Here is a 15,293-nt window from a genome sequence, read left to right on the forward strand (position 1 = left end):
ATCTGCGTCTTTTTTTCCAACATCAAAATCCAATAACTTCTTGTTTAAATTTCGTATTTTCGCAGTTCCATACCGAAAATAACTTCAGCATACATGAAGCCTGTAGAGCAAATAAAACTACCCATTAAAAATGAAATGGAGCGCTTTGAAGAAAAGTTCAAAGAATCGATGCTTTCTAAAGTTCCGTTGTTAAATAGAATTACCTATTATATTGTTCGCAGAAAAGGAAAACAAATGCGCCCAATGTTTGTTTTTTTAGTAGCAAAAATGGTTTCTAATGGCGGTTTTGATGAACGAACTTACAGAGGCGCATCTGTGGTAGAGTTAATTCACACAGCAACTTTGGTACACGACGATGTGGTTGACGATAGCAACAGGCGCAGAGGTTTTTTCTCTATAAATGCCTTGTGGAAAAATAAAATCGCTGTGCTTGTAGGCGATTTTTTGTTGTCTAAAGGCTTATTATTATCGATTGATAATGAAGATTTCGATTTGTTAAAACTCATTTCTATCGCGGTTCGCGAAATGAGTGAAGGCGAATTATTGCAAATCGAAAAGGCTAGAAAATTAGACATTACAGAAACTGTTTATTTTGATATTATTCGTAAAAAAACAGCCACTTTAATCGCGGCTTGTTGTGGCATTGGAGCTGCTTCTGTTGGTGCAAATCAAGATTGTGTGCAACAAATGCGAAAATTTGGAGAATACATTGGTGTGGCTTTTCAAATTAAAGACGATTTATTCGATTATACCGACGATAAAATTGGAAAGCCAACAGGAATTGATATCAAAGAACAAAAAATGACCTTGCCTTTAATTCATACTTTAAATAACTGTTCTAAAAAGGAAAAGGCTTGGTTAATTAATTCGATTAAAAAACACAATAAAGATAAAAAACGTGTAAAAGAAGTAATTGCATTTGTAAAACAAAATGGTGGAATAGAATATACAACCACCAAAATGAACGACTACAAAAATAAAGCATTGGCTATTTTAGATGATTATCCAGAATCTGAATACAAAAAATCATTACTTACAATGATAGATTATGTGGTAGCACGCAAGATTTAGTTTTTTTACTACTTAAGTTTTTCTATTTTTGGATTTCTAATAAAAGAAAAAACTATGAAGATTGCCCAGTTTTCAATCCTATTTATTGCTTTATTATTTTCAAATTTTACATTTTCACAAAATCACTTAGGGTTTACTTTGCCGACTTCAAACGCAGAGAGAACTCAAAAATGTACTTATTTTGCAAATGCTTTCAAACAAAAACCAAAGGAAGTTCAGTTTAGCATTGTAAAAGAAGGTAACAAACTCTTTTTTAGTACCAACGATAAAAATTGGTTTTCGAACGTTTTTAAAAATTCTGGAGATGGTGTTGCCATAGATGTGGTACCGAAATCGATATACAATTGCGATAAAGAAGTGAGTGAATCTCAAATAAAAGGCACTGTTTTGCCACCTGTTTTTGCTCAAAAATTAATAAGAGGTTTTAAAAAAACGCCTAGGTCTAATCGAGTACAAACATTTATTGGAACGATTCCTACAAATTTAAAAGACGAAGAATTAGAGTTTAATATTTTGTTTTTAAATAACAAAACGTTGTGTCGTTATCAACGTATTTATAACTTAAAAGCTTATGCTTGGGATTTGTTAGACATGGGTGTTTATTTAGATTCGCTGACTTATAAAAATAAGAAAATAACGACTTCCGACAGGTTTGAAACAAAATATAAAACCCTAAAATTTGTAATTCCTTTCGAGAAAAATAAAGCAGTATATTCTAAGGAAGATATAAAACCTTTGTACGACAGTTTAAAACTGACCGATTTTAACATCAAAAAAATACACATAAAAGCCTATTCTTCCATAGAAGGTAGTTTAAAGAGGAACTTAGAATTGCAAGAAAAACGTGCCAATAGTATTGCAAAATCGTTACAATCTTTTCAGAAACCCAACATTGTTACCGAGATTTCTTCTTCGGAAAATTGGGTAGAGTTTTTAAACGACATTTCTAACACAAAATATAAAGATTTAAAGAAACTATCGAAGAAAGAAATCAAGCAAAAAGTAGTTGGAGCAACTTCTAAAGATTTAGAAAAGTACCTAAAAAATCATAGAAAAGCAGTTGTTATTTTAGATTTAGACAAGAAAGATCGATATAAAGACATGTCTAAAGAAAAATTAGTAGAAATTTTTAATGATTTTGTGTTAAAAGGCTTTGTAGATAAGGCTTTGGTGGTACAAAATTCGATTTTCGATAAGTTAAAAGAAGAGAAATCGCCAGATTTATTAAACAAACTAAACGTTCCAAAACAATTAAAGTTTTCGCCAATTTTAAATAAAAATAGCATTATTAAATATGTGTTAGATTTAAGTTATGCGAAAATTGCATATGCAGAATTAAAAAAGTTAGAGAAAATCGACCCCAAAAACAAAGGCATTAAGTACAATATTGTAGTTGTAAAGTTTATTATATGGAGAAACAATTGGGAAAAAATAAATGAGACCGATTTTAAAAAACAAATTTTAGCCTTAAAAAACTATGGAATTACTAAAAATTTAATCGACAGAATGTTGGTAAATTTTCACATCGTAAAAGCAGAAAAAAATATGCGAGAAAGAAAGTACGAGGCAAAAGACGAATCTATAGAATTTATTATAGATACGTACGAGAATTTTAACCTTTCTAATTTCGATTATTTAAGTTTGGCACAATTTTTAGCTTACTACGCAAATACAGACGAAGCCACCGAACTTTTAGACGAAAAAGTAAGAACCATTACAGTAGATGAAGATTTGTTGTACTATTATTTAAACTTAACTTTAATTGATTCTTACGCAGTAGAAACACAAAATTACAGAACCATAATGTTAAATGCCATTGAAATGAACAAAGAACGTTTCTGTAAATTATTTAATTCTTCTTTAAACAAAGGAGTTACTTTTCAATTATTAGAAAACAAATATTTAAGAGCTACTTATTGTGAGAATTGTGTTAAAGAATAGATTTATAACGCTAACAATTCTTCCACAAATTCTCTAGAATTAGACAAGCGTGGCACTTTGTGTTGCCCCCCTAATTTGTCTTTTTTCTTTAACCAACTGTAAAATAACCCTTTTTTTGCTTTGTGAACTTTTGGCGCCATCAACGTCATGTTTTGATAGCGTTTTGCTTCATAATCAGAATTTATAGATTTTAAAGCATTGTCTAACATTTCTGTAAAAAATAAAAGATTTTCTGGCGATTTTTCAAATTCGATAATCCATTCATGCCCCCCTTTTTCTTTTCCTTCCATAAAAATTGGGCCAACAGTATAATCTTTAATGGTTGCTTCGGTTTTTTCGCAAGCCAATCGCAAAGCATCTTCAGCATTTTCAATAATTAATTCTTCGCCAAAAACATTAATATGATGTTTTGTACGACCCGTAATTTTAATTCTGTACGGATGTAAATTTGTAAATTTTACAGTATCACCAATTAAATAACGCCATAAACCTCCATTTGTAGTAATTACAATGGCATAATTTACCTCTTTTTTTACTTCAGAAAGTGGAATCGCCACCGAGTTTTCGCCATCATAGCTATCCATAGGAATAAATTCGTAGAAAATTCCGTAATCTAACATTAACAACAATTCTTTAGAGCCATTTCGATCTTGAATTGCGAAAAAGCCTTCAGAAGCATTGTAAATTTCGTAATATTTAAACTCCTTTTTGGGAATTATTTTTTTGTATTGCTCTCGATAAGGGTTAAAGTTTACACCACCATGAAAATAAACCTCTAAATTTGGCCAAACCTCTAGAATGTTGTCTTTTCCAGTTCGTTCTAAAATTCGGTTTAATAAAACCAACATCCAACTTGGTACACCTGCCAAACTGGTAATGTTTTCGTGAATGGTTTCGTCAATAATTGCATCCATTTTGGTTTCCCATTCGCTCATTAAAGCAACTTCTTGGCTCGGTGCAGAACTAAAATCTGCCCAAAAAGGCATGTTTTCTATAATAATTGCAGACAAATCTCCAAAATAAGAATCGTTGTCTCTATAAACGTCCGAACTTCCGCCCAAACGCAGGCCTTTGCCAGTAAATAATTGTGTTTTGGGGTTGTTGTTAATGTACCAACACAACATATCTTTTCCTGCTTTCATATGGCAATATTCCAAAGCTTCGTCACTCACAGGAATAAATTTACTCTTCGAATTTGTAGTTCCGCTCGATTTTGCAAACCATTTTATCGGCGAAGACCAAAAAAGGTTTTGTTCTCCTCTTCTGCAACGTTCAATTAAGGGCTCGAAAGTTTCGTATTTTTGAATGGGAACTCTATCTATAAAATCTCGATAGCTTTTTATGGACGAAAACTCGTTTTTTTTTCCAAATTCTGTATTTTTAGCAGAACTAATTAGTTTTAACAACAGTTCGTTTTGAACATCAATAGGATATTTAAGAAAAAGCTCTATTTGATGTTTTCGCTTCTTTAAAAACCAAGAAATAATAGAATTGATAATCTGAAACGCCATAGAAATTCGTAAGTTTGTTTAGTTGAGTTTTAAAACAAAAAGCGCTTTAAAACCGAAGTTTAAAAATACTAAAATTTGTGAGATGACCTACCAAGGAGTTTTAAAAAAAATGAAAACGGAAAATGCAGAAGAAATTCAGTATTACCTAGACATGAATTCTGATTTTTTAAACATGAATCAGCTATTAAATAAAACGTTTACGATTTCTTTCGTAAAATACGAGTGTTTAAATTGTCATTTAGAAAAAAAAATATACAGACAAGGCTTTTGTAAATCGTGTTTTTTTGAGATTCCTTCTGCAGGAGATTGGATTATTAGACCCGAGTTAAGCACAGCACATTTAGACCAAGAAGACCGAGATTTGGTGTACGAAAAATCGGTACAATTGCAACCACATATTGTATATTTGGCAAATTCGAGTAACGTTAAAGTGGGTGTTACCAGAAAAGCGCAAATTCCAACCAGATGGATAGATCAAGGCGCACATGAAGCCATAGAAATTGTAGAGGTTCCAAATAGGTATTTAGCAGGAATTACAGAAATTGCTTTAAAAGAGCATGTTGCAGACAAAACCAATTGGCGAAAAATGTTAAAGAACGATGTAGATGATGAAAACTTAGTGGAATGGAGAAACAAATTGGAACCTTACATTCCAGAAGAGGCCAAAGCCTATTTTATTAATAGTAATGCTGAAACGAATTTAAATTTTCCAGTTAAAAAATATCCACTTAAACCCAAAAGTTTAAATTTGATAAAAACACCCAATTATTCAGGAAAATTAGTCGGAATAAAAGGCCAATATTTAATTTTTGAAGATGAAACCGTTTTTAATATTAGAAGTAATGAAGGTTTGGTGGTAAGGATTGAGGTTTAATACCTACAACTTTGTAAAATAACGCCACAAAAGTTTACAGAGAAATAATTAAAAAAACATGAAAAACAATTTATTAAAAGTAGCATTAGCGCAAATTTCTCCAGTTTGGTTAAATAAGGAAAAAACAATTGAAAAAATCGAGAAATCAATTGTAGATGCATCCAAAGAAAATTGCGAATTAATTGTTTTTGGAGAAGCATTATTGCCAGGATATCCATTTTGGATTTCGTTAACCAATGGTGCAGCGTGGAATTCTAAAACACAAAAAGAAATTCATGCGCATTACGTAAGAAATTCAATTACCATAGAAAAAGGCGAATTAAATTCCATTTGTAAATTGGCAAAAAACAATAAAATTGCTATTTATTTAGGTATGATGGAACGTGCACAAAATAGAGGCGGACATAGCATTTACGCTTCTTTAGTGTATATAAACGAAGCAGGAGAAATAAAATCTGTACATCGAAAATTACAACCAACTTTCGAAGAACGTTTAACTTGGGCTCCAGGAGATGGAAATGGTTTGCAAGTGCATTCGTTAAAAGATTTTACTGTGGGTGGTTTAAATTGTTGGGAAAATTGGATGCCTTTGCCAAGAACAGCTTTATATGGTTTAGGTGAAAATTTACACATTGCTGTTTGGCCTGGAAGCGAACATAATACCAAAGATATTACACGTTTTATTGCAAGAGAATCTCGGTCTTTTGTAATTTCTGTTTCTAGTTTAATGGCAAAAACCGATTTTCCAGAAGAAATACCACATTATCATAAAATTGTAAAAGATGCTCCAGATATTTTAGCAAATGGAGGCTCTTGTATTGCGTCTCCAGATGGAGAATGGTTGGTAGCCCCAGTTTTGTATAAAGAAGGTTTAATTATAGAAACGCTCGATTTTAATCGTGTTTTAGAAGAAAGACAAAATTTTGATGCTGTTGGGCATTATTCAAGACCAGATGTTACTAAGTTGCACGTAAATAGAGAGAGGCAAAGTACAGTTTCTTATGACAATTAAACGTACTACAGGCCTATGCTGAGGTTATCGAAATGCTTAGCGTATATTGTAAGTTTACGTAATTTTAGTTTACTTTAATAATGTCTGTTGCAAATAATGCGAAAAAAAATGTACTATAAATTTGTATATTGCAAAAAAAGAATAAAATGGGAAGTTTAGTCATATCAAATAAAATTCTAGATAAGTATTTTGGTTATTTAAAGAATTTAGACAATAATGCCAAAAAGAGCTTGATTATTAAATTAACCAAATCCATCGAAACCAAATCGAAAAAAGCGTTTGACATTAAATCAATATTCGGTGCGTGGGAAGATGATAGAACTTCGGATGAAATAATTAACGAAATTAAATCTTCACGAATTGAAAAACGAGATAATCCAAGTTTCGTATGAAATACTTATTAGATACTAAATATTTGTATTCACCTTTTTCGAGGTAAATATAATTTGATAGAAAAATTTCAGGAAGTAAAACTTGATGACTGCGCCATTTCGGAAATTACCCTTGCCGAATTAATATTTGGTGCGGAAAACAGTCCAAACCCAAAAAAGAACTCCAAAATTATTGACCAGTTTTCGGAGCAAGTTAAAATACTTCCGATTTTTAATTCAATTCATATTTATGCAAAGGAAAAAGTCCGTTTGAGAAAGAAAGGAATTATGATAAGTGATTTTGACCTATTAATTGGTTCAACCGCAATTGCAAACGAATTGATTATGGTTACGGAAAACGTAAAAGAATTCAAGCGAATATCTGATATCGAAATTGAAAACTGGGTGGAACGATGAGAAAAACACTATTTACAACATTGTATAAAAATAATGGCGGTTTAATCGCTAAAACGAAATGAAATTTATAAATCGAACGACAGTTGCAAACCGAAAAGTAAGTGCTTAGAAATCCGCTACTATTCTTATACGTTCCGTTGATAAAAACGTCTGTTGGTTTTTACTTGTCGAAGACCAAAAATGTTTTGTTATATTAGAAGGTGTTATAAATCTTAAATCACCTCTCGACTGCGCTTAAGAAGACCCTGGTTATTTGATTTTACTTTCGATCAACTTTTCCAAAACATTTTCAACACCAAAATCGTTATTGCTTTTGGTTTCGAAATTTGCAATTTCTTTAATGTCTTTGTGTGCATTTTCCATCGCAAAACTAAAATCGGCTTCTTTTAGCATTTCAATATCATTGTGGTAATCGCCAAAAACCATGGTTTCTTTTTTGGTTACATTTAATATTTTTTGAACTTCTCTTAAAGCGTTTCCTTTATTGGCTTTGTCTGTAGAAATATCTAACCAATTTTGCCCAGAGACTTTTAGGAGATACTTGTTTTTTAAGTGTTTTATTTCAGGGTAAATAAATGCTTCCGAAGAGTTAAAATGAAAGACAGCAATTTTTAAAATAGGTGTTGTTTTTGCAATTTCAATTAAATCGTCAACCGCTTGATAACTGTAGTAATATTCTTGAAATAAATCGATAAATCGCGCATCTTTACTTTCGATATAAGCAGCATCTTGCGAACACAAAACCATATTTGCGCCATTAATTTTTCGTAAAACAGGAATGATATTTATAATTTTTTGAGCGTCTAAAGAATTTAAAAGCAAAGTTTCGTTTCCTTTTTTGGCAATTGCACCATTTTCTGCAATTACATAAATTTCGTTTTTAATAGGGGCTAATTTATCTACAATGCTGTTGTATTGTCTTCCGCTTGCGGCACAAAAATGAATGTTTTTTTCTTTTAATTTCTGAAATAATTTAAAAAAATGTGAACTTACTTCATTTTTAGAATTTAGTAAAGTTCCATCCATATCTGTAACAACTAACTTTATTTTTTCTAAATTCATAAATAAAATTCTTATTCTTATTAGTACAAAAATTAGTTGAAAACTAAGTTTTTTTTGTAGAGTTACGCTCTACCAAATCGGTTTTTATAATTACTGTTTGTGGTGCTTGTTTTGCTTCGGGTTTACTTTCTAATCGATTAATTAGCATTTCTGCAGCAGTCACTCCCATAATTTCTCCATGTTGGCTAACTGTTGTTAGTTTTGGGCTAGAGTGTCTTGCTAAAATTCCGTTCGAAAAAGAAACTACAGCGAAGTTTTCTGGTATTTTATGTCCTTTTTTCTGCGCGACTTTCATCGCTGCAATTGCAGAAGATTCGTCGGTTGCAATTACGGCATCTATTTTATTTTTGTCGAAAATTGGCTCTAAAATGCTTTCGTATTTTTTATAATCTTCATCAATAATATTAATAATAATATTGTTATCGACTGTTAAATTTGCGTCTTCTAAACCTTTTAAATATCCTTGATGTCTCTTTTTACCTACCTTTAAATTACTAATGGTAGAAATAAAAGCGATGTTTTTGCTTCCTGCTTTTGCTAAATATTTTACGGTTTTTGCAGCGCCATCAAAATCGTCTGTAATTACTTTATCGCAATTTATAGACTCTGCAACTCTATCGAACATAACAATTGGAGTGCCATTATCTATTAATTCTTTTAAATGTTTAAAGTCGTTTTTTAATACGGTTTCTTCTGCAAGCGATAAAATAAAACCATCTATACTTCCATTAGAAAGCATTTCTATGGTTTCTACCTCTTTTTGAAAAGATTCGTTAGAAATGCAAGAAATAATTTTATACCCTTTTTCGTTGGCTACTTTTTCCATTCCGTTAAAAACTTGTGCGAAAAAATAGTTTAACATATTCGGTATTAAAATTCCAATTGTTTTTGTTTGTCTATTTTTTAAGCTTAGCGCATTAAAATTAGGTTTGTAGTTGTTCTCTTTAGCGTATTTCTGAATTTTCTCTTTCGTACTTACGCTAATTTCATAACTATCGTTCAACGCTTTAGATACTGTTGAAATGGAAACATCAAATTCTTTAGCAATGTCTTTTATGGTAAGTCTTTTCATATATAATAAAATATAAGCGACTAAAATACAAAAATCTCATTAGAAATAGAGAATCGTCTAAAGATTTTACATTTTCTTTATCTTATAATTTTGTTGAAGTTCTAAAATTAAGACCGAAAATACAATTAAATATTCTAAAGCAACCAACCATAAATTTTCTTTCCAAGGATTATTGGCATAGGCTTGATAGGTTACAATAACCACAAAGGTCCAAACGATTGGGAATTTATATTTTGTAAAAACAGATAAAATTAAAGGTGTTGCCAAATACCAAGGATGCACTGTAGTGGCTGTAAAATAATAAAAACACAACCCAAACAACATGGCTGTTATTAGTTGTGTTAAATTGTTGTTTTTCCTAAAAAAAGAAATGTAAATTAAGACCAAAATTGTTAAAATTGGTGTAATCTTTCCAATAATTGCAATTTCGTTATACCCTCTAAACAAGTAGCCAATTTCTCTAAAAATATAATAAAAGCTAGCATTAAACTCGAAATTTCGAAACCACAAACCAACAGAGTTGGAATAATTTGCTATTAATTCTGAAGAGTAAAAAGGAAGAAATAATAAGAGTGTGGTTGCCAAAATTATTGTGTAAAAAGCAGTTAGTTTTAAGAACTGTGTCGTTCTCGATAAACTTGGCTTACTATCTTCATTTAAAAGATCTTTTAAATTCAATAATGCTCGAACAGACATTAATTTGTGTTCGCTATTTTCTTCTTTTTTAAAATTGAAAAGTGGCACAAACCATTGAAAAAACAAGGGCAAAAACAACAAAGGAATTAATTTTACAGAAACAGAGCAAGCGATTAAAACCGCTGCCCAAATCCATTTTTGTTGGTGTAATTTGTACAAACCCCAAACGAAGAAAAATAACATGACAGATTCGAAATGCAAATTGCCTGTTATTTCTATAACGATAAACGGATTTAAAAGATACCAAAAAATATTTTTAATTGGTAAATTTAACCTTTCGAGTAATTTTTTTCCGAAGTATAAAATACCAATATCTGCCAAAATAATAATACTTCTAAGCACAATTACAGAGCCAAAAATGCTTTTGCTTGCAAAAAGGGCTGCAATTAAAAAACATAACTGGTTTAGTGGAGGGTAATTTGTATAATGGCTTCCATTTAGTTCGCCCATTCCACGATACAATTCAACCGTATTTGAAACTGGTGTTAAGTTTTGCTGTATAAAAGTTTCTGGTAGCGATAAATAGGGGTTAAATCCATTAAGAATCATGCGCCCATCCCAAATAAATCGATAAAAATCTTGTGACAAATTCGGAATCGAAAATAAGAAAACAATTCTAAAAAGCAACATAATTGCCACATAAGTGGCAAAAGAAATACTTTTATTTTTTACTAAAAAATAAAAAGCAGCAAACAAAGAAAGCCAAAGAAATAAAAGCATATAAAAAGCCGTTCTTTCTAAAAAATAGGCAAAGAAAAAATACAGAATTACACTAATGCTAATTAAAAAAACGGCTTTATTTTTTTCTGAAAAAGACATTATGCTTTAGAAAAAATAGATTTAAAAAACACATAGCTAAATCCAATAAATAGCATTAGATGAAAAGGAAAAAGACCAAAATCGCCATCTTCGTTGCCAACAACAAAAGCACTGTACATTCCGTAAGCAAAATAAATGGCTAAAATACCTTCTATAATTACATTACCAGATGGTTTTTTCTTAATGTATTTGTTGGTTTTCCAAGCGTCTTTAATGTTTTTTATATTAAATTTAGGTGTTCTTACAAATTCGCTTTTTTTGCCAAAATGCCCCTCTAAAACAGCAATTGTGTTGTGTAAAGAAAAGCCCATTGCAATAGAAAAGAAGGTAAAAAATGCACCAATATATTTTATAAAATTTAAGAATCCGCCTCCATAAATATTTTTATACATGTGCCAGTAACATACAAAAAATATAAAAGAGCTGATTACAAAAAAGCTCATTACATAAAAATAAATTTTTAAATGTTCGAATTCATTTTTAATGTATAACATAGGAATACTTAAAACAGCAACTAAAAAAATACAGGTAAACATAGAGCTGTTTAGCAAATGTAAAACACTGTGTATTTTGGTTTTAAAAGAAATGTTTTTACTGCGAATTACACGATGCATCATTTTTTGAAAATTTTCTGCACCACCTTTGTTCCAGCGAAATTGTTGCGATCTTGCTGCACTAATTACAATGGGTAATTCTGCAGGGGTTTCTACATTTTCTAAATATTTAAACTTCCACTTTTTTAGTTGTGCTCTGTAGCTTAAATCTAAATCTTCTGTAAGTGTATCTCCTTCCCAATTGCCTGCATCGTAAATACATTCTTTACGCCAAATTCCAGCAGTTCCGTTAAAATTTATAAAATGTCCTTTGCTATTTCTACCCACTTGTTCTAATGTAAAATGCGCATCTAAAGCAAAAGCTTGAATTTTAGTTAAGGTCGAATAATTTCTATTAATATGCCCCCAGCGTGTTTGAACTACGCCTACTTTTTCATCTTTAAAATAAGGAACCGTTTGGTATAACCAATCGCTATGAGGTAAAAAATCGGCATCGAAAATAGCGATAAACTCTCCTTTTGCGATTCTTAAGCCTTCTTTTAATGCACCTGCTTTAAAACCTTGTCTATTACTTCTTCTAATGTGCGTAATGTCGATTCCTTTTTCTTGAATTTTTTGAATTTCTTTTGCTGTGGTTTCAATAGATTCGTCTGTAGAATCGTCTAAAACCTGAATTTCTAATTTGTCTAAAGGATATTTTAATTTTGCGATATTTTTTAACAAACGTTTCATTACATACAACTCGTTATAAACGGGCAATTGTATGGTTACAAACGGAATTTCGTTAGGGTTTGTAAAATCGAATTTTTTTGAAGTATCTGTTTCTTTTTTTGCTTTTAAGTAATTAAAAAGTAGATTTAATTGTGCCAAAGCATACATAAAAATAAGCAATAGCGAAATTGAATAAATTGTAATTATTATGAAGATGATAATATCTAATATCATTATTTAAAACTATATTTAAAAATCCAGCCTAAAATTTTAATTCCGGCCATAATACTTCCTTTTACGGTTCCAGAAACCTTAGAAACACCAATTCTATTTCTGTATTTTACAGGAATTTCTACATAAGACATTTTCTGTTTTAATACTTTTAATTGCATTTCTACGGTCCAGCCATAGGTTTTGTCTTCCATATTTAAGGCTAGTAATTTATTATATTTAATGGCTCTAAAAGGACCTAAATCTGTAAATTTTGCACCAAAAAATAATTTCATTAAAAAGGTTGCAAGCCAATTTCCAAAAACTTGTTGTGGAGTCATAGAACCGCTTTCACGCAGTCGTTTTACACGAGCACCAATTACAAAATCGATATTTTTGTTAATAATTGGAGAAATAATTTCTGTTAATTGCTCTGGATAATCGGAATAATCGCCATCTAAGAAAACAACAATGTCTGGTTTTTTTTCTTGGTCTGCAATGTATTCCATTCCTTTTAAACAAGCATAGCCATACCCTTTTCTATTTTCAGATAAAACAGTAGCACCAGCTTTGTAGGCGTTTTCTTCTGTATTATCTGTAGAATTATTACTAATAACAATAATTTCTTGTACGTTTTTAGGAATATCTTTTATAACATTTTCAATAGAATCTTGCTCGTTGTAAGCAGGTATAATAACTTTTATAATTGGGGTCATTGTCTTAAATCATTTAGATTGTTTTCATCTTTAAAGGATGAAAAATCTGTCCATTCTTTTATTTTTTTTCCATCTTTGAACTTGCTTGCTTTTACTAACTTTTTATTGTTGTATATTAAGCAATATCCATTTTTTTGATTATTTTTCAGTTGACATTTATGGTTTATATTTCCTTTTTCATCATAAAATAACCACCAGTTATATTTTTTGCCTTTCTTAAAATGCCCTTCTTTTTCTACATTCGAATTTGGGCGGTAAAAATACCAATATTTTACTTCAAAATTGTTTTTGAAACGTCCTTCTTTTTTTAAACTCCCATTTTTGTAATAATACTTCCAGTAATCTACCTTTGTTCCATTTAAAAGCCAGCCTTCTTGCTTTAGTTGCCCATTTTTGTAGTATTCTTTATGGTATTTTTTTTGAGCAAGAATGTTTGTTGAAAACGCGATTGTTAATAAAAGAGTTATACAAAATCGCAAAGGTGCAAAATTTTTATTCTTTTGAAAAAGTTTACGAATAAATTTACTGTTTTTCATTATTCTATATTAAATTCTACCGCAAACAACAAACTAAAACCATAACTGAGACTAGAAACTGTTACTGAAACCTAATTTATTATTTTTCATTTACCAATTTCATTAAATCTACATCATTTCCAAGCAAAATTTCAGTCGAATTTATTCTTCCATTTTCAGGACCGTTTTCTAATTTTAAAACGCCTCTTGGACAAACTGCAGAGCACACTCCACACCCTACACAACTTGCACGAACGATATTTTCTCCTTTTTGTGCGTAGGCTCTTACATCAATTCCTTGCTCGCAATAAGTAGAACAGTTTCCACAAGAAATACATTGCCCACCATTTGTAGTGATTCTAAATCTCGATTTAAAACGTTGTACCAAACCTAAATATGCAGCCAAAGGGCAGCCAAAACGGCACCAAACTCTGTTTCCAAAAATTGGGTAAAAACCGGTACCTATTACACCTGCAAACCACGCACCAATTAAAAAGCTATAACTGTCTTTAATCCATTGAGAATTGATTCCTAAAAACGATTGTGTCCCTGTAAAATAACAATAAAGCGTTACTAGCGTCATCACTAAAGAGAAAACTAACACAGAATGAATTAACCATCTTTCTAGTTTCCATGCATTTAAACTTTTATTAGAATGCTGCCTGTAAGGATCTCCTAAAGTTTCTGCCAAACCACCACATCCACAAACCCAACTACAATACCATCTTTTTCCGAAGAAATAAACCATCACTGGCACTATAACTAGGGTTAAAACAATACCCCAAACTAAGATAAAAATTCCAATGCCACCAGATTCTGTTAAGCTTTTTAAATTCCACTCAAAGAAAAAATCGTAATCTAAAGGAAACGCATTTTTAAAATCGTATTCTGGCATTTGTAAGCTTGCCATTATTTCTGGAATTAAAAAAGCAAACACTATTTGAAAGAATAAAACAGAAATGGTTCTTACAATTTGATACTTATTGTGTCGATATTTTATAAACATTCGAACACCCATAGTTAGCATTACTGTACAGTATAAAAAACCATAAACAAACCACTGGCTTGCAGGTCGATCTGCTAAAAACTGGCTTATTGGATCTAAAATAAAGGTCCAATTTACTACATAATCTGCAAAGAAATATAAAACCAAGTAAAAGGCAACTAAAAAGATAAGTACTAACCATGCAATAAAACCTCTGTTTGTTGCAGATTCGTGGTAAATATGATCGTTTTTAATTCCAGGTTTTCCTAATAAAATAAAGTTCGGAAGAATAAATAATAAAGCTCCAATAATACCTAAGCCAAAAGTTAAAAACCAAGCCAAACCAGGATTTTTAGTCACAAAACCTTTTCCTGCTTTTTTTGCCAAATTAAAACTTAATGTATGTGGTTTTCCATTAATTTTATATTGATATTGTTCGCCTTTCGCGTCCCAATTTTTTTCTGCATCGTATTTTGCAATTTGCTTATCGTAATAATCGTTAGATTTTTGATATGCTTTTCGCACACGACTCGAAAATTCGAAGATGTTTAACGCTTCATCTGTCACAACAGCTTCTTGTAAAGCCTCTTTAATTAGTGCGTTTTTGTAATTTTGTTCCTTCAAAAAAGAATTTAACTCGGCTTGTTTTAAGTTGAATGAGCCCGAAAAAATAGTTCCTATAAATATGGCCAATCCTGTTAAAAAGATAATTAGACCTAGATTTTTTATGATTTTCAAAATGATAGTTTTTTGTGG

14 protein-coding genes are annotated in these 15,293 nt (G+C 30.9%); 6 read left to right on the forward strand and 8 right to left on the reverse strand.

Annotated elements, in window-relative coordinates; genetic code table 11:
- Positions 1-93 precede the first annotated feature (93 nt).
- Positions 94-1,071, forward strand: coding sequence for a polyprenyl synthetase family protein (locus JL193_RS06195; protein ID WP_207972959.1), 978 nt, complete (start codon positions 94-96; stop codon positions 1,069-1,071).
- Between the two features lie 54 nt (positions 1,072-1,125).
- Positions 1,126-3,012, forward strand: a complete 1,887-nt coding sequence (locus tag JL193_RS06200; protein WP_207972960.1) for a hypothetical protein — start codon at positions 1,126-1,128, stop codon at positions 3,010-3,012.
- Positions 3,013-3,014: 2 nt separating this feature from the next.
- On the opposite strand, the gene JL193_RS06205 is transcribed toward JL193_RS06200, so the two are convergent.
- Positions 3,015-4,523 carry a GH3 auxin-responsive promoter family protein gene (locus JL193_RS06205; RefSeq protein ID WP_207972961.1) on the reverse strand — a complete coding sequence of 503 codons (1,509 nt, stop codon included), beginning with the start codon at positions 4,521-4,523 and terminating at the stop codon, positions 3,015-3,017.
- Between the two features lie 82 nt (positions 4,524-4,605).
- On the opposite strand from JL193_RS06205, the gene JL193_RS06210 reads away from it, so the two are divergent.
- From JL193_RS06210 to JL193_RS06225, 4 genes are all read left to right on the forward strand, one after another.
- A complete protein-coding gene (locus JL193_RS06210) occupies positions 4,606-5,397 on the forward strand; it encodes a DUF2797 domain-containing protein (RefSeq protein WP_207972962.1) in 792 nt (263 codons plus the stop codon).
- Positions 5,398-5,455: 58 nt separating this feature from the next.
- Positions 5,456-6,409, forward strand: a complete 954-nt coding sequence (locus tag JL193_RS06215; RefSeq protein WP_207972963.1) for a carbon-nitrogen hydrolase family protein — start codon at positions 5,456-5,458, stop codon at positions 6,407-6,409.
- A 146-nt stretch (positions 6,410-6,555) separates the two neighbouring features.
- Positions 6,556-6,801, forward strand: coding sequence for a hypothetical protein (locus tag JL193_RS06220; protein ID WP_207972964.1), 246 nt, complete (start codon positions 6,556-6,558; stop codon positions 6,799-6,801).
- A gap of 54 nt (positions 6,802-6,855) precedes the next feature.
- Positions 6,856-7,197, forward strand: coding sequence for a PIN domain-containing protein (locus tag JL193_RS06225; RefSeq protein ID WP_243456855.1), 342 nt, complete (start codon positions 6,856-6,858; stop codon positions 7,195-7,197).
- Between the two features lie 249 nt (positions 7,198-7,446).
- Here the strand turns inward: JL193_RS06225 and JL193_RS06230 are convergent, their stop codons facing one another.
- The 7 genes from JL193_RS06230 to JL193_RS06260 all read right to left on the reverse strand — a co-directional run bounded on the left by JL193_RS06230 (position 7,447) and on the right by JL193_RS06260 (position 15,275).
- A complete protein-coding gene (locus JL193_RS06230) occupies positions 7,447-8,259 on the reverse strand; it encodes an HAD family hydrolase (protein WP_207972965.1) in 813 nt (270 codons plus the stop codon).
- A gap of 43 nt (positions 8,260-8,302) precedes the next feature.
- A complete protein-coding gene (locus JL193_RS06235; RefSeq protein ID WP_207972966.1) occupies positions 8,303-9,331 on the reverse strand; it encodes a LacI family DNA-binding transcriptional regulator in 1,029 nt (342 codons plus the stop codon).
- A 66-nt stretch (positions 9,332-9,397) separates the two neighbouring features.
- Positions 9,398-10,846: an MptA/MptB family glycosyltransferase gene (locus JL193_RS06240; RefSeq protein WP_207972967.1), complete on the reverse strand. Its 1,449-nt coding sequence runs from the start codon at positions 10,844-10,846 to the stop codon at positions 9,398-9,400.
- Complete coding sequence (locus tag JL193_RS06245; protein WP_207972968.1) at positions 10,846-12,345, reverse strand: cellulose synthase family protein; 1,500 nt, start codon at positions 12,343-12,345, stop codon at positions 10,846-10,848. The genes JL193_RS06240 and JL193_RS06245 overlap by 1 nt, the downstream gene beginning before the upstream one ends.
- Positions 12,345-13,037, reverse strand: a complete 693-nt coding sequence (locus JL193_RS06250; protein WP_207972969.1) for a glycosyltransferase family 2 protein — start codon at positions 13,035-13,037, stop codon at positions 12,345-12,347. The genes JL193_RS06245 and JL193_RS06250 overlap by 1 nt, the downstream gene beginning before the upstream one ends.
- On the reverse strand, positions 13,034-13,573 hold the full coding sequence (locus JL193_RS06255; RefSeq protein ID WP_243456856.1) for a toxin-antitoxin system YwqK family antitoxin: 540 nt from the start codon (positions 13,571-13,573) through the stop codon (positions 13,034-13,036). The genes JL193_RS06250 and JL193_RS06255 overlap by 4 nt, the downstream gene beginning before the upstream one ends.
- A 79-nt stretch (positions 13,574-13,652) precedes the next feature.
- Complete coding sequence (locus JL193_RS06260; protein WP_207972970.1) at positions 13,653-15,275, reverse strand: 4Fe-4S binding protein; 1,623 nt, start codon at positions 15,273-15,275, stop codon at positions 13,653-13,655.
- Positions 15,276-15,293: the final 18 nt, after the last annotated feature.

It is taken from the genome of Polaribacter batillariae (genome assembly GCF_017498485.1).
GTDB lineage: Bacteria > Bacteroidota > Bacteroidia > Flavobacteriales > Flavobacteriaceae > Polaribacter > Polaribacter batillariae.